At 62.2% G+C, this 15558-nt stretch carries 10 protein-coding genes; 4 read left to right on the forward strand and 6 right to left on the reverse strand.

Translation table 11 applies throughout. The features are described from left to right. Entirely contained in the window at nt 1–1302 is a 1302-nt protein-coding gene (locus CHC01_RS08015; RefSeq protein ID WP_089263830.1) for a hemolysin family protein, read from the reverse strand. 387 nt (nt 1303–1689) lie between these two features. Between CHC01_RS08015 and CHC01_RS08020 the strand changes: the two genes are divergently transcribed. The 3 genes from CHC01_RS08020 to CHC01_RS08030 are packed head-to-tail and all read left to right on the forward strand — an operon-like array spanning nt 1690 to nt 7316. Beyond that, nucleotides 1690–2838, forward strand: a complete 1149-nt coding sequence (locus tag CHC01_RS08020; RefSeq protein ID WP_420882336.1) for an efflux RND transporter periplasmic adaptor subunit — start codon at nt 1690–1692, stop codon at nt 2836–2838. Then, the gene (locus CHC01_RS08025; protein WP_089263832.1) at nt 2835–6002 is read left to right on the forward strand and encodes an efflux RND transporter permease subunit; all 3168 of its coding nucleotides are present in this window, start codon (nt 2835–2837) and stop codon (nt 6000–6002) included. Before CHC01_RS08020 ends, CHC01_RS08025 begins: the two co-directional genes overlap by 4 nt. Nucleotides 6003–6053: 51 nt before the next feature. After that, the gene (locus CHC01_RS08030) at nt 6054–7316 is read left to right on the forward strand and encodes an adenylate/guanylate cyclase domain-containing protein (protein ID WP_089263833.1); all 1263 of its coding nucleotides are present in this window, start codon (nt 6054–6056) and stop codon (nt 7314–7316) included. Here the strand turns inward: CHC01_RS08030 and CHC01_RS08035 are convergent. The 5 genes from CHC01_RS08035 to CHC01_RS08055 all read right to left on the reverse strand — a co-directional run bounded on the left by CHC01_RS08035 (nt 7313) and on the right by CHC01_RS08055 (nt 13899). Then, nucleotides 7313–8539, reverse strand: a complete 1227-nt coding sequence (locus CHC01_RS08035; RefSeq protein WP_089263834.1) for a multidrug effflux MFS transporter — start codon at nt 8537–8539, stop codon at nt 7313–7315. The two genes, CHC01_RS08030 and CHC01_RS08035, sit on opposite strands and share 4 nt — an antisense overlap. A 128-nt stretch (nt 8540–8667) precedes the next feature. Continuing rightward, nucleotides 8668–10524, reverse strand: a complete 1857-nt coding sequence (locus CHC01_RS08040) for a TRAP transporter large permease (protein WP_089263835.1) — start codon at nt 10522–10524, stop codon at nt 8668–8670. Next, nucleotides 10521–11189 carry a TRAP transporter small permease subunit gene (locus tag CHC01_RS08045; RefSeq protein WP_089263836.1) on the reverse strand — a complete coding sequence of 223 codons (669 nt, stop codon included), beginning with the start codon at nt 11187–11189 and terminating at the stop codon, nt 10521–10523. Before CHC01_RS08045 ends, CHC01_RS08040 begins: the two co-directional genes overlap by 4 nt. 118 nt (nt 11190–11307) lie before the next feature. After that, nucleotides 11308–12441, reverse strand: a complete 1134-nt coding sequence (locus tag CHC01_RS08050) for a TRAP transporter substrate-binding protein (protein ID WP_089263837.1) — start codon at nt 12439–12441, stop codon at nt 11308–11310. Nucleotides 12442–12639: 198 nt separating this feature from the next. Then, on the reverse strand, nt 12640–13899 hold the full coding sequence (locus tag CHC01_RS08055) for an MFS transporter (RefSeq protein ID WP_089263838.1): 1260 nt from the start codon (nt 13897–13899) through the stop codon (nt 12640–12642). Nucleotides 13900–14053: 154 nt separating this feature from the next. Here CHC01_RS08055 and CHC01_RS08060 point away from each other — a divergent pair, with 154 nt between their 5' ends. Next, entirely contained in the window at nt 14054–15448 is a 1395-nt protein-coding gene (locus CHC01_RS08060; RefSeq protein WP_089263839.1) for an Nramp family divalent metal transporter, read from the forward strand. Nucleotides 15449–15558: the final 110 nt, after the last annotated feature.

Consider the following 15558-nt stretch of genomic DNA (forward strand, 5'->3'; position numbering starts at 1 on the left):
TTACCCCAGCGCTTCTTCCTTGACGCGGCTCGCCAGCACCTTGTCGATGCGGCGGCCGTCGAGGTCCATGACCTCGAACCGCCAGGCATGCGAGACGATCTCGTCGCCGACCTCGGGAATCTTGCCGAACTCCTGCAACAGAAATCCTGCAAAGGTCTGATAGGGGCGCGACTGCGCGGGCAATTCGATGCCGAGCAGCGCGGCGAATTCCACCGCGGGCATCCAGCCGGAGATGAGGTAGGAGCCGTCCTCGCGTTTGTGGAAGGCGACCTCGGCCGGGCCTTCCTCGGTGTGAAAGGCGCCGACGATCGACTCCAGAATATCCGCTGATGTCACCACGCCCTGGAACACGCCGTATTCGTCATGTACGAGGCCGATATGGAATGGCGAGTCACGCAGGATCGCCACCACGTCGCGCGCATCGACCGTGTCGGGAATGACCGGAGCCTCGCGCACGAGCGCGCGGATGTCCGGCGTCTTGCCGCTCAAATACACATCGAGCAGATCCTTGGCCTGCACGATGCCGATGGCGGAATCGCCGTCGCCATCGAACACCGCAAAGCGCGAATGCGAGCTGCCCGCAAGTTCGGCCTGGATGGTCTCGATGGGATCGGCAAGATCGATCATCGCCACTTCATGGCGCGGTGTCATCACGGCGCCGACGGGCAGGTCACCGAGGCGCATCACGCCTGCGATCATTTCCTTTTCGCCGGGCTCAAGTACGCCGGCGGTTTCCGCTTCGGTCACGAGCGTGCGGATTTCGTCTTCGCTGACCTTCTCTTCGGCTTCACCGCGCTGCCCAAGTAGAAACAGGATCGCCTTGCCGGAACGATCGAGCAGCCATACCAGCGGAAGCGAGATTTTTGCGAGCAGCACCATGGCCGGCGCAACGCGCACGGCCACCGCTTCGGGATCGCGCAGCGCGATCTGCTTCGGCACGAGTTCGCCGATGATGAGCGAGGCGTAAGTAATGATCGATACGACGATGCCGACGCCGAGCGTATCGGCGAGGCCTTTCGATAGGCCAAGGTCAAGCAACAATATCGTGAGACGCTGGCCCAGCGTCGCACCGGAGAAGGCGCCTGACAATACGCCGATCAGCGTGATGCCGATCTGCACGGTGGAGAGGAACTTGCCGGGATCGGAGGCCAGCGCCAGAGCGCGGCGAGAGCCTGTCACGCCTTTTTCAACCAAGGCGGCGAGGCGGGCAGGGCGGGAGGATACGATCGCCAGCTCAGACATTGCGAGCAGGCCGTTGACGACGATCAGGACCATGACGATCCCGAGTTCGAGAGATAACACGCTCAATCCTTTTGGATGATGGGCAGGTATTATAGTCGATCCGCTTATCTCGCGCCATGGTGGCAAGTGGTGTTGCGACACTCCGCCGGGTGGGTTGAATTCCTCGGTGCGCCCATAGGTCGCTCCCCCAAACCGACGCCTTGCGCAGGCGCACGTCCCGCAGCAGGACGTTATTATAACGTCGGTATGACGCGAGGCGTCGCGTGGATGTGGCAAGACAATGGCCACAGGATAGCAGCCTATTCGGGCATCAATTATTTCGCTTGATGTCGAATTGATATAGCGCATGATGACGGCCATATCGCGTGTCGTGGCGGGGGTCTGGTTTTGAAACATTCAATCAGTTTGTCGCGATTATATGACGTTGGAAATGCCTTTGCGTCGTGTTTGTCGGTCGCAGCGCCTGTTGTGGCTCTTCTCCTGCTCGCCGGCTGCGGCAAGAAGGAAGAGGCCGCTGCACCTCCGCCGCCACCGGTCACGGTCGCCAATCCCACCAAGAAGGTCACGACCGACTGGGATGAATTCACCGGCCGCTTCGATGCGATCGAACAGGTGCAGATCCGCGCCCGCGTAACCGGCTTCGTTACCAAGGTTGCTTTCACGGATGGTGCCGTCGTCAAGGCCGGCGATCTGCTGTACGAAATCGATCCGCGCCAGTATCAGGCTGCAGCAGAGCAGGCGCAGGGCCAGCTCGACGATGCCAAGGCCAAGGTCGTGCTGGCGGAGAAGGAGCTGGAGCGCGCTACCACGCTGATCAAGACCCAGGCGATCTCCGAAAATATCGTCGATCAACGCAGCCAGGCAATAGCCGCCGCGCAGGCAGCGACGCTGCAGGCCGAAGGTGCACTGAAGCAAGCGCAACTCAATGTCGAATATACCAAGGTGGTTGCTCCGATCGCCGGCCGCGTCAGCCGTCATCTGGTGACAGTCGGCAACCTGGTGCAAGGCAGCGAGAGTGGCGCGACGCTGCTGACCTCGATCGTGTCGCTGAGCCCGATCTATGTCTATTTCGACACCGACGAAGCCACTTATGTCCGCAACAGCAAGCTGTGGTTTGAGGGCAAGCGGCCGAGTTCGCGCGATACGCCCAATCCCGTGCAGATCACGCTGGTCGGCGAAACCAAGCCGTCGCACGAAGGCAAGATGGATTTCCTCGACAATCGGCTCGATGTCGGCACCGGCACGCTGCGCGGCCGCGCCATTGTCGACAACAAGGACCTCTCCATCCTGCCCGGCCAGTTCGCCCGGGTCCGGGTCATTGCCAGCGGCGAATATGAAGCGCTGTTGATTCCTGATGCTGCGGTCGCCAACGACCAGTCACGCAAGATCGTGATGGTGGTGAAAGCCGATGACACGGTGGAGGCGCGGCCTGTGACACTTGGTCCGCTGGATGGCGGATTGCGGGTGATCAGGGAAGGGCTCAAACCTGACGATCGGGTAATCGTGGACGGAATTCAGCGCGCCCGTGTGGGCGCCAAGGTGGCGCCGAAGATGGCGGCCGCGACGCCCGCACCAGCAGCTGGCACAAAGCCATGAATCTGGGCAGCCTCTCCGTCAACCGGCCCATCCTGGCGATGGTGCTCTCCATCGTGCTGCTGATCGTCGGCGCGCTTGCTTACACGACCTTGCCGGTTGCGGAATATCCGCAGGTGGCGCCGCCGACCGTGGTCGTGACCACGCAATATCCCGGCGCATCGGCACAGACTGTGTCGGATACCGTCGCGACGCCGATCGAGCAGGAAATCAACGGCGTCGAGGACATGCTGTATATCTACAGCCAGGCCACCTCGAACGGCCAGCTCAACATCACCGTGACTTTCAAGCTCGGCACCGATCTGGATAAAGCCCAGGTGCTGGTGCAGAACCGCGTGGCCATCGCGCAGCCGCGGCTGCCGGAGGAGGTCCAGCGCAACGGCGTCGTCACCCGCAAGAACAGTCCCGACCTGATGATGGTCGTGTTCATGCTGTCGCCTAACGACACTTACGACCAGCTCTACATTTCGAATTACGCGCTGCGTCAGGTCCGCGATCCGCTCCTGCGCCTCGATGGCATCGGCGACATTACCATCTTCGGCGCGCGCGATTATTCGATGCGGCTGTGGCTGGATCCTGACAAGATTGCCACGCTGGGCATGACCGCAGGCGACGTGCTGACTGCCATCCGCGCGCAGAATTTGCAAATTGCGGGCGGCCAGGTCGCCGAACCGCCGATTGCAGATCGCGCGTTTCAGCCCAACCTGACCTTCACCGGTCGTCTGAAGGAGCCGAGGCAGTTCGAGGACATCGTGCTGAAAGCCGGCGACGATGGCCGTCTGGTGCGTCTCCGTGATGTCGCGCGCGTCGAGATAGGCGCGCTGTCGTCGACCACCAACGGCTTCCTGTTGCGCAAGGAAGCGGTGGCCATGCTGGTCTATCAGCGTCCGGGTTCCAACGCGCTGGCGACCGCGAAGAACATCGAAGAGGAGATGAAGAAGCTCAAGGCCGATTTCCCGAAGGGGCTGGACTACAATATCGGCTACAACCCGACCGAATTCATCGCCCAGTCGGTCTCGGAGCTGATCAAGACCATTTATGAAGCCATGGTGCTCGTGGTCATCGTCGTGCTGGTGTTCCTGCAGGGCTGGCGACCGGCGATCATTCCCATCATCGCTATTCCGGTGTCGCTGGTCGGCACATTCGCCGTGATGGCCGCGCTGGGCTTCTCGATCAACAACCTTACTCTGTTCGGGCTTGTGCTCGCGGTCGGCATTGTCGTCGACGACGCCATCGTGGTGGTGGAGAATGTCGAGCGCCATCTCGGCGACGGCATGAGCCGGCGCGACGCGGCGCTGCTGACCATGGACGAGGTCGGCGGCGCGCTGATCTCGATCGCGCTGGTGCTGTGCGCGGTGTTCGTGCCCACGGCATTTCTCGGCGGCATCTCCGGACAGTTCTTCCAGCAATTCGCCATCACGATCGCGGTCGCAACGGCGATCTCATGCTTCTGTTCGCTGACTCTGTCGCCGGCGCTGGCGTCGCTGATCCTGCAGCCGCATCACGAGAAGAAGCCGCCGGCGAGCTGGAATTTTCTGGCACGGGGATGGGCGGCGTTCACCGGCGTGTTCAATCGCGGTTTTGACCGCCTGTCGCATGCCTATGGCGGCCTCGCGGGCTTTGTCATTAAGCATTCGGCGCTGATGCTGATCCTGTATGTCGCCCTGATCGGCTCTGCCGGCTGGCTGCTTTATGCCACGCCGCAGGGCTTCATTCCGGCGCAGGACCGTGGCTATGTCATCGTGGTCGCGCAATTGCCCGGTGCCTCGTCGCTGGCGCGCACGACGGCGATCGTCAAGCAGATCGAAGGCATCGTGCTGGATACGCCCGGTGTCGCGCGCATGCCGGCGCTGGCCGGCCTTTCCGGTGCGACCTTCACCCAGGCCGGCAATGCGGCCGCCATGTTCCCCGTGTTCGAGAATCCCGAGGAGCGCGCCAAGAAGGGGCTGAGCGCGGGAGCCATTACGGCTGAATTGCGCAAGCGCCTCTCGGTGATCGAAGGCGCTTTCATCATCGTGCTGCCGCCACCCGCGGTGCCAGGCATCGGCACCGGCGGTGGTTTTGCCATGCGGATCGAGGATCGTCAGGGCAGGGGGCCGCAACTGCTGGCTGCAGCGACCGATGAGCTCGTCAATGCCGCGCGCCGGGCGCCGGGCCTGACGTCGGTGTTCTCGCCGTTCTCCGCCAACACGCCGCAGGTGTTCGTCGATATCGACCGCCAGAAGGCGCAGATGCTGGGCGTGCCCATGCAGAACGTGACCGAGGCGATCGAGACCTATTTCGGTTCGACCTATGTCAACGACTTCAACATTCTCGGCCGCACCTATCACGTCACCGCGCAGGCGGATTATCCGTTCCGCAAGGAAACGGCGGATCTGGCGCGGCTGCAGACCCGCAACAGCGCCGGCAACATGGTGATGCTGGGCAGTGTCGTGAATTTCAGCGACACAGCAGGTCCGGACCGCGTCGCGCGTTACAATCTGTATCCCTCCTCGGAACTGCAGGGCGACACGCTGCCGGGCACCAGCTCGGCCACGGCGCTGGCGACCATGAAGAAGCTCGCGGACGACACGCTGCCGAGCGGCTTTGCCTTCGAGTGGACTGATCTGTCCTATCAGCAGTCCACCGGCGCCAATGCCGGTCTCTATATTTTCCCGATCTGCGTGCTGTTCGTGTTCCTGGTGCTGGCCGCGCAATATGGCAGCTGGACATTGCCGTTCACGATCATCCTGATCGTGCCGATGTGCCTGCTCGCGGCCACCATCGGCGTACGCATCATGGGGCAGGACATCAACATCCTCACCCAGATCGGTTTCGTCGTGCTGGTTGGCTTGGCGGCAAAGAATGCGATCCTGATCGTCGAGTTTGCCCGCGACATCGAGCAGGAAGGCCGCGATCAGCTCGAAGCTGTGATCGAGGCCTGCCGTTTGCGTATCCGCCCGATCCTGATGACCTCCTTTGCCTTCATTCTCGGGGTGCTGCCGCTGGTGATCTCGTCGGGCTCCGGCTCGGAGATGCGTCAGGCCGTTGGTGTCGCGGTATTCTTCGGCATGATCGGCGTCACGATCTTCGGCCTCGTTTTCACGCCGGTCTTCTATATCCTGATCCGGCGTCTGTTCCCCGGCTCCGTCGAGATCCACGCCAAGGAGCAAAGCGCGCATGGTTAAAGCGCCGCAGGATGGGTTTCGCAAAAGCTCAACCCATCCTACAAGTGTCTCATGGAAACTGCCGCACGCATTGAACTGATGAGCTGGCTGGTCGGCGAGGGTCTGACCGGCCTTCCGGAAAACGACCTGATCCGCGGCTTCTGTGAGCGCTGCCGTGCCGGCGGCATCGATGTATCTCGTGGCCTCGTCTTCATTGACACGCTGCATCCGATCTTCGAGGGCCGTGGCTTCCGCTGGAACGACACGGCCAGCAACGAGAGCGACGTGTTCGAATACGGCTCGACCGAGATCGGCGAGGCGGCGGCGAACTGGCGACGATCGGTGTTCTTCCACATGCTGGAAGAGGGGCACGACGAATTGCGGCTCGATCTGCACGCGCCCGGGATCGCCGACCGCTTCTCGATGGTCGGCAGCCTGCAGGAAGGCGGTCACCGCCACGGTGCCGTGTTCCTGCACAAGTTCGGCGAGGCTGGCTCGATGGGGCAGATGGATTGTCTCTATTCGTATTGGGCCACGCGCCATGAAGACGGGTTCGACGAGCGCCAGATGTCGGCGCTGCGCGAACTGGTGCCGATGCTCGGTCTCGCCATCAAGTCGGGAGCCCAGATGGAGATTGCGCGCACGCTTGGCCGCGTCTATCTCGGCCGCGATGCCGCCGAACAGGTTCTCCGCGGCAAGATCGCGCGAGGCGTCACTGAGCGTATCAATGCGGTGTTGTGGTTTTCCGACCTGCGCAACTCCACGGGGATCAGCGAGGCGATCGGACCGGACGAGATCATCCCGTTCTTGAATGACTATGCCGAAGCCTCGATCGCTGCGATCCATGATGTCGGCGGCGATGTGCTCAAACTTATCGGCGACGGCATTCTGGCGATGTTCACCGGCGACGACATGGTGAAGGCGAAGCGCAACGCCTTGCGCGCCGAACATCAGTTCCGCAAGAATATCGCCAAGCTGAATGCGAAACGACTAGCGGCGAACCGGCCGGTGACCACGGCCTATGTCGGTCTGCATGAGGGTGAGGTATTTTACGGCAATATCGGCAGCGACGAGCGGCTCGATTTCACCGTGGTTGGTCCCTCGGTCAACGAGGTGAGTCGCATCGCTTCCATGTGTTCGTCGGTCGATCGGCCGCTGTTGACCTCGTCCGCGTTTCAGGCCGGGCTCGATGCGGCCGGCCGCAAATATCTGGTCTCCACGGGCCGCTACGCCTTGCGCGGCATCGGCCGCGCGCAGGATCTGTACACGCTGGATCCCGAGATCGACAGCGACGAGGTCGTGCGCGGCGGCTATGAGCGCTATCTGGCGCGTTAGCGGACCGCTGTGGTTTGCTGGCGCATCGTGTAGAGCACGATAGCGATCAGGCAGGCTGCGCCGAGAACGATGCCGAGTGCCAATGCGGCCTGCGGCACGATTGTGGCCGACAGGGATACGCCGATCGCAGCCCCCATCATCTGCCAGAAACCGAGCAGTGCCGAGGCAGCCCCAGCATGGGTGCCGAATGGCGACAGCGCCTGAGCCGTGCCGAGCGGATTGACCACGCCCATGCCCAGCAGGAACACGCAGGTCGCGGCGATGAAGGTGACGACGTTGCCGTGGAAATAGGCGGTCGCGAACACCGCGATGCTGCCGATGAACGCGATCAGCAATCCATAGCGAATAGCCCGATCCAGCCCGAAGCGGGGAGCGAGGCGGGCGGCCAGCATGCCGGAGCCGAACACGACCAGCACGGTGCCCGCAAAGAACAACCCGAGCGCAATCGGTGTGAAGCCGTAGCCCTCAATGAGAACGCGAGGTGCTGCGGAGAAGATCGAGAACAGTCCACCCATGATCAGGCCCACTGTGGCGGCTGGGATCAGGAAATGGCGGTTCACCGAGAGCTTGAGATAGGTTGTACTGACGGCGAGCGGATTGAGCGGGATGCGCGTCGTGTTGTGGGTTTCGCCGAGCACCAGGACATAGCTGAACGCCGATAACACCGCGAAGGCGCCGACGAAAACAAACTCTGAACGCCATCCGAAAAAATAATCGAGTCCGCCACCGAGCAGCGGGGAGAAACCAGGGGCTGCGGCCTGCGCGATCATCACCAAGGTGAGTGCGCGTGCCAGCGCGGCGCCGCTGAACAGGTCGCGGGCGATGGCGCGCGAGAGAACCGAGGTCGAACAGGCACCGGCGGCCTGGATCGCGCGGCCGACCAGTAGCGAAGGAAGATCGGTCGAGACGCCACACCAGATGCTGCCGATAATGAAGACAGCGAAACCGGCCAGCACCGGCATGCGACGCCCGTAACGGTCGGAGATCGGCCCGACCAGCAATTGGCCAAGCGCGAAGACCAGCAAAAACACGGTGATCGATGCCGTAACCGCGGGCGTCGTTACCTGCAACGATACCGCCATCTGTGGCAGCGATGGCAGCAGAATGTTGGTCGCCAGGGTGCCCATCGAGGCCAGCCCCGCGAGGACCGCGATCTGCAGTGCGGTGGAGGATGCTTCCTGCGGCGGGGTGTCTGCCATGGCGTCTGCCGTGCGGTCGGTCATATGATGATTCTCATTTTATAAATGATGTACATCATATAAAGCGAGCTGCAAAGAGCAGGGCAGTCATGCGGTATTCCGGGAGGACAGGTGCCACCGCTACCTTCCCGGAGGTGGTCGGCGCTAATATATCAGTTGCCGTACAGGTAATTCGGCAGCCACAGCGTCAGGCCGGGCCAGATATACATCAGCACCATGCAGATGATGACGATGAGCATATAGGGCATCATGCCGGAGAAGATCTGGTTCAGCGTCACGTGCGATGGCGCGACGCCTTTCAGATAGAAGGCGGACATCGCGACCGGCGGCGACAGGAAGGCGGCCTGCAGGTTGACGAAGACGAGCACGCCCCACAAGATCGGGTCGATGCTAAAATGCTTCAGCATCGGCAGGAAGATCGGCACGAAGATCACGATGATCTCCGTCCATTCCAGCGGCCAGCCGAGGATGAAGATGATCGCCTGCGACAGGATCATGAACTGGACCGGCGTCAGGTTCAGCGACAGTACCCAGCTCTCCAGCAGCGCCTGTCCGCCGAGAATGGCGAACACCGCGGAGAACAGCGCCGAGCCGACGAACAGCCAGCACACCATGGAGGTGGTCTTGGCGGTCAGGAACACGGCTTCCTTGGTGCGCTTCCAGTCCAGCGTGCGCGCCTGAAAGGCGAGCAGGAACGCGCCGGCAGCGCCGACGGCAGCGGATTCCGTTGCCGTGGTGATGCCGAGCAGGATCACGGCCAATACGATGGCGGTCAGAATGCCGAGCGGCATGACGGACGATGTCAGCAGTCGCAATACCTCGAACTGCGCGGCGCCCATGGTCCAGTAATAATAGAACAGCATCAGTGCGATGATGGCTGCTGTGAAGGCGAAGTAGGTGTAGAATTCCGGCGGCGGCCCGGCATCGACCGGCGCATTCGTCGGACTGTTTTGCAAATCGGCATTGCCCATCTGCTGCAACACTTCCGGTTCATTCTCTTTTGCCGAGCCGGACTGGGCGGCGCCCAGCTCCTCCAGTTTTTCTTCTTCCGGTGCGACCGTGCCGCCGGACTGAACCCGCTCGGTGATCGCGGCGGGTGCGGGGGCGTCGGGCTGCGGATGGATGACGACATACCACCACGCGGCCCATAGCGTGGTCAGCGCCAGGATCAGTGGCACCAATGCAAAACCGAGATTCTTCAGGATCGTCGCATAGGTGATCCGTGCGCCATCCATGGTCAGGGCCATCGCGCGCGACGGCGCCACGGCTGCCGTCAGCAAAGCCGGCAGCATCTTATGCGAATAGGCTTGCTGCAGATCGGCGATCCACGGCCGGACGGGCACGCGCGTTTCGCTCTCGGGCAGCTTCGGCGCGATCTTCGGGTTAATGAGCGCCCAGCCGATGATGTAGACGAGATAGAGGAAGGCCAGAAAGAAGCCCGGAAACATCGCAGCGGCATAGAGCTTCACGACAGACTGTCCGGCGACGGCGGCATAGACGATGATCATCACCGATGGCGGGATCAGGATGCCCAGCGTGCCGCCGGCCGTGATCACGCCGGACGCCAGCTTGACGTCGTAGCCGGCCTTCAGCATCGGATTGAAGGCGATCACGCCCATCAGTACGACGACGGCGCCGACCAGACCGGATGCGATGCCCCAGAAAGTGCAGACGATCAGCGTCGCCACCGCCAGCGAGGCCGGGACGCGGCGGAAGGCGAGCTGGATCGAATAGAACATCTTGTCGACCAGCGCGCCGCGTTCCATCACATAGCCCATCAGCACGAAGAGCGGAATGGAGATCAGGACGTCGTTGGTCATGGCGCCATAGGTGCGCTGGACCATCAGGTCGAAGATGTGGTTGTCGGCCCAGGACTCACCCGCGCGGTAATAGGCGAAGAAGCCGAAGAACATGCCGAGACCCATCAACGTGAAGGCCGTGGGGAAGCCCAGCATGATCACGACAACGATGAGGCCGAGCATCAGGAGGCCGAGTGCAGGATCGCTCATTTTTGCGTCTCTCCGCCCATGCCGCGCTGGCGTGCGCTTTCCTCGATCTCTTGCGCCTGCGCGATGGCATTCCTGCGCACGTCATCATCGACGTGTTCGCTATGCGCGAGCTGCTCCTCGACGACATCGATTTCGGACACGTCCTTGAGCCGGTTCGGCCACACTCCTGTCTTCAGGCAAATCGCGGCGCGGGTGATTTCAGCCATGCCCTGCAACAACAGCAACGCGCCGGCTAGCGGGATCATCGCCTTGAAATGATAGACGGGCGGTCCGTCCGCCGTGACGTTGGAATGCTCGCGGATGCGCCAGCTGTCGCCCGCATAGTCCCAGCCCGCATAGACCAGCGCGGCGATGCCCGGCAGGAAGAACACGATGTAGAGAACGAGATCGAGCGAGGCCTGCGTGCGCGGCCGCATCGAGCTGTATAGAAAGTCGCCACGGACATGACCGTTCTGCGCCAGCGTATAGGCGCCGCACAGCATGAATAGCGTGCCATAGAGCATGTTCGACGCGTCGAAGATCCATGCCGTCGGCATGTTCAGCATATAGCGCTTGAACACTTCGGCGCAGACGAGGCCCATCAATCCCAAAATGAGCCAGGCCGCGGCCTTGCCGGCGAATGTACTGATACCGTCGATAGATTGCAGGAAACGCTCGGCGGTCATTTCATGGAGACCAGTCTACAGGACATGTGGGCAGGTGAAGATCGGCGATATCAGGCAACAGCAAAGCATCATCCGGGAGAGGGTCCCGGATGATGCGAGATACGTGTGCCGCGAGACGTCAGGTCTTCTTCTTCGCGTTCGGGCCGAAGTAATGGTTGTAGGCCATGCGGCGATTCACGACCGTGTCCTGCTCCCACTGCGTGGCGCGCTTGGCGAAGGCCTGCTGGGACTCGGAGATTTCCTTGAACAGGGGATTCTCGGCCGATTTCTTGGCGACGACCTCGTCATAGACCTCAAGCTGCTTCTGCAGGATCGAGTCAGGTGTCTTGTAGAACTTGACCTTGTCCTTGCTCTGCATCTCCGCGTAGTCCTGCGAATAGCGGTCGATGGCCTTCCAGGACATTTCCTGACCGGCCGCATCGGCGGCGCCCGCGATGATCGCCCGCAGCTTCTCGGGCAGGGCGTCATATTTGGTCTTGTTGAACAGGATTTCGAACTGTTCAGCATTCTGGTGATAGCTCTGCAGCATGCAGGTCTTGGATACGTCGGGGAATCCAAGGATGCGGTCCGACGAAGCGTTGTTGAACTCGGCCGCATCGAGCAGGCCGCGATCCATCGCCGAGACGATTTCGCCGCCGGGCAATGCGTTCACTGCTGCACCAAGGCCGGTAAACACGTCGATGGAGATGCCGACGGTGCGGAATTTCACACCCTTGAGATCATCGGCCTTGGTCACCGGCTTTTTGAACCAGCCGAGTGGCTGGGTCGGCATCGGCCCGTAGGGAAGTGACACGACATTGGCATTGATCGATGCATAGAGCTTTGCCAGAAGCTCCTTGCCGCCGCCAAATTTGTGCCAGGCCAGCAGCATGTTGGCATCCATCGCATAGGCCGGGCCAGAGCCCCACAGCGCCAGCGCGGTCTGCTTGCCGTAGTGATAGACCATCACGCCGTGGCCGCCGTCGAGCGTGCCTTTGGAGACCGCATCGAGCAGGCCGAAGGCCGGGACTACGGCGCCAGCCGGAAGCACCTCGATCTTCAGGTCGCCACCGGTCATGTCGTTGACCTTCTTGGCGTAGTCGAGCGCGTATTCGTGGAAGATGTCCTTGGCCGGCCAGGTGCTCTGCCAGCGCATGCTGATCGGGCCCTGCGCCTGGGCGATTGCCGGTGCGACGACGCTTGCAGCGGCACCGGCGGTGGCGACCTTCAGAAAACGGCGCCGAGACGGAGTCCTGTCCTTGGATGAAGCCATTGTGTTCTCCCCGAATGGTCGTCCTTTTGCGGACTGACCTTGTTGATTGGTGACAAGACAAAGGCTTGCTTGCCGCTTTGGCAAGAAAGTTCGCTTTGCTGCGACGCTTCGACGCGGCGTAACTACACTAACTAGCCGTGCTGCGGTGCGGGGAGATCATGAGCGAGTGCGAACTACAGATGAACTACACCAAGCCTGTTAGACTTTCGTCGGAACACATCCGGTCACATCGCCGATCATGTCTGGCTGCCGTTCCAGCGTCACTGCGGGCGAAGTCAGGATCACCACGGCCTGCCAGGCGAAACCCGCGACGGCGAGATAGAGGCACGCCTCCGCGTGATAGAGCCCGCCGATAACGGCAGCGATGCCGGTTCCGATCGGGCGGGCGCCATAGCTCAGGGTGTTGATCGCGGAGACGCGTCCGAGCAGGCTCGGCGGCGTTACCGACTGTCGCAACGTCGCGGTGGAGATCACCCACAGGATCGGACCGACGCCGAGCAGGAAGAAGCTCAGGCCCGCCAAAGCCGGCGAGGGGATCCATGTGGTCAGTGCCATCACAACGGAGGCAACGAAGCCGGTGACGGGGCCAAGCGCGATCACCGTGCCGAACGGCAGCCGCCTCATCACGCGCGTCGCCAGTAGGGCGCCGACCACCATGCCGACGCCATACATCGCGAGTGTCACGCCGACGCCGGAGGCGGAGAGGCCGAGATGGCGAACCGCGTAAGGCACGAACACTGCCAGCACCATGAAGGATGCGGCGCTGAAGATGAACTGTGTGATGAAGACCGGTCGCAAATACTGGTGATAACAGACGAAGGACAGACCTTCGGCGATGTCCTGCACCGGATTGCGTCGCTGTACTGTCGTGCGCGGGGGCTCATGGATGCCCGATAACAAGGCGACAGCGATGATCGACAGCGCTGCGGCAAAGCCGAAGGCAGGCGCGGCGCCTGTGAAGCCGACGAGCGCGCCGCCGATGGCAGGACCGCTTGCAAAGGCCACGGTACGCGCGAGTTCGATCCGCGCATTCGCCGCGCCGAGCAATTGCGGCACGACCAGCGATGGCACGAGGGACGGCGCGGCGACGCTGTAGACCACGGTGCCGCACACCGCGACGAAGCCGAGCAAAGCGAGCAGCGGCATCGTCAGCGTGCCAAACCAGATCAGCCCCAGCGTCAGCAACAACGCGATCGCGCGCAGCGCCTCAGCTCCGGCCATCAGCGTGCGGCGCGACATCCTGTCGGCGAGCAGGCCGGCGGGAATGGCGAACAGCACGAAGGGCAGGGTCAGCGCGGTCTGCAGCAATCCGGTCTGGCCTTCGCCGACGCCGAGCAGCAGCACCGCGACGATCGGCGCCGCCGCCAGTGCGATCTGCTCGGCCGACTGCGCCGCGAGGTTCGACCAGGCGAGGCGGTTGAAGGTTGGTGGCAGTCGGTCAGTCGGCGTGCGGGGCATGGCGATTCCTGTCTGTGACAGCCACCATGGGGTCCGGACGAGCACGCAGCCACCCGATTACTGAACACACGCCGTGACAGGGAGTGCCCACCAACCGGCTAGATGCAGTTGCAAATGAGTTGCAACAAGGGAGGGATTGCTCTATGCAGCTCTGATGGATGCACTTTCGCCGAAAACCTCGCCCGATTCGTCAACGTCTCCAATCCCCGGCAGCGTTCCAGACGCGGCCGGCTGGCGCTCCGGCCTTGGCGGGGATTTCCGGCGCAGCCTCTCGGAGGTCAATTCGTCGATCCCGGTTCCGATCGGCGGCCACTGGTTTCGCCGGCTGCTGGCATTCGCGGGACCGGGTTACATGGTCTCGGTCGGCTATATGGACCCCGGCAACTGGGCGACCGATCTCGCAGGTGGCTCGAAATTCGGCTACACGCTGCTCTCGGTGATCCTGCTGTCGAACGTGATGGCGATCCTGCTGCAGGCATTGGCCGCGCGTCTGGGAATCGTCACCGACCGCGACCTGGCGCAGGCCTGCCGCGACAGCTTTTCCCGGCCGGTCAACATCATGCTGTGGCTGGCCTGCGAGACGGCGATCATCGCCTGCGATCTGGCGGAAGTGATCGGTACCGCGATTGCGCTGCAGCTGCTGTTCGGCATTCCGCTGATCGGGGGCGCGCTCATCACTGCGCTGGATGCCTTTCTGCTGCTGTTGCTGATGAACAAGGGTTTCCGTTTTCTCGAAGCTTTCGTGATCGCGCTGCTCATCGTCATCGCGGTCTGTTTCACGGTTCAGATTGTCGCTGCGGCACCGCCCGTGGCTGCAGTGCTGAGCGGCTTCCTGCCGTCCACCGCGATCGTGACCAATCCCGAAATGCTCTACATTGCGATCGGCATCATCGGCGCAACCGTGATGCCGCATAACCTCTATCTGCATTCGTCGATCGTGCAGACCCGTGCCTATCCGCGCACCGATGAGGGCCGCCGCGACGCGATCAAGTGGGCGACGACGGACAGCACCATCGCGCTGATGCTGGCGCTGTTCATCAACGCGGCGATCCTCATCGTCGCCGCCGCGACGTTCCATACGTCAGGCCATGCCGATGTGGCCGAGATCGGTCAGGCTTACGAGCTGTTGTCGCCGTTGCTAGGCCTCGGTATCGCATCGACGCTTTTCGCGATCGCACTGCTGGCATCCGGTCTCAACTCGACGGTGACGGCGACGCTGGCCGGCCAGATCGTGATGGAAGGCTTTCTCCGGCTGCGCCTGCCGAACTGGGCGCGCCGGCTCGTGACTCGCGGCATCGCGATCATCCCGGTCGTGGTCGTCACTGCGCTCTATGGCGAACGCGGCACCGGACAACTCCTCGTCTTCAGTCAGGTCATCCTGTCGATGCAATTGCCATTTGCAGTCATCCCGCTGGTGCGGTTTGTCTCGGATCGGCGAAAGATGGGTGACTTCGTAATTTCGCGGTCGGTCGCCACGGTGGCGTGGATCATCGCTGGCATTATCGTGATCCTGAACTGCAAGCTGCTTTACGACACCTTGCTCGGCTGAAGCCTTGAAATTTAAGGCAGCTGCAGATGATGCCACCAGACTTTGGTGAAGGGGACTGGCCTTTGTGGCTATGTGCGACGTAATCCTGCCGCGCTGGATTTCGCAATCTC

Origin of the sequence: Tardiphaga sp. OK246, assembly GCF_900188215.1 — a bacterium.
GTDB lineage: Bacteria > Pseudomonadota > Alphaproteobacteria > Rhizobiales > Xanthobacteraceae > Tardiphaga > Tardiphaga robiniae.

Bases quoted from the DNA above. Each gene is read 5' to 3' on its own strand.
- CHC01_RS08035 (WP_089263834.1), bottom strand. From the start codon at position 8,539: ATGACCGACCGCACGGCAGACGCCATGGCAGACACCCCGCCGCAGGAA.
- CHC01_RS08045 (WP_089263836.1), bottom strand. From the start codon at position 11,189: ATGACCGCCGAGCGTTTCCTGCAATCTATCGACGGTATCAGTACATTC.
- CHC01_RS08055 (WP_089263838.1), bottom strand. From the start codon at position 13,899: ATGCCCCGCACGCCGACTGACCGACTGCCACCAACCTTCAACCGCCTC.
- CHC01_RS08030 (WP_089263833.1), top strand. From the start codon at position 6,054: ATGGAAACTGCCGCACGCATTGAACTGATGAGCTGGCTGGTCGGCGAG.
- CHC01_RS08050 (WP_089263837.1), bottom strand. From the start codon at position 12,441: ATGGCTTCATCCAAGGACAGGACTCCGTCTCGGCGCCGTTTTCTGAAG.
- CHC01_RS08060 (WP_089263839.1), top strand. From the start codon at position 14,054: ATGGATGCACTTTCGCCGAAAACCTCGCCCGATTCGTCAACGTCTCCA.
- CHC01_RS08040 (WP_089263835.1), bottom strand. From the start codon at position 10,524: ATGAGCGATCCTGCACTCGGCCTCCTGATGCTCGGCCTCATCGTTGTC.
- CHC01_RS08025 (WP_089263832.1), top strand. From the start codon at position 2,835: ATGAATCTGGGCAGCCTCTCCGTCAACCGGCCCATCCTGGCGATGGTG.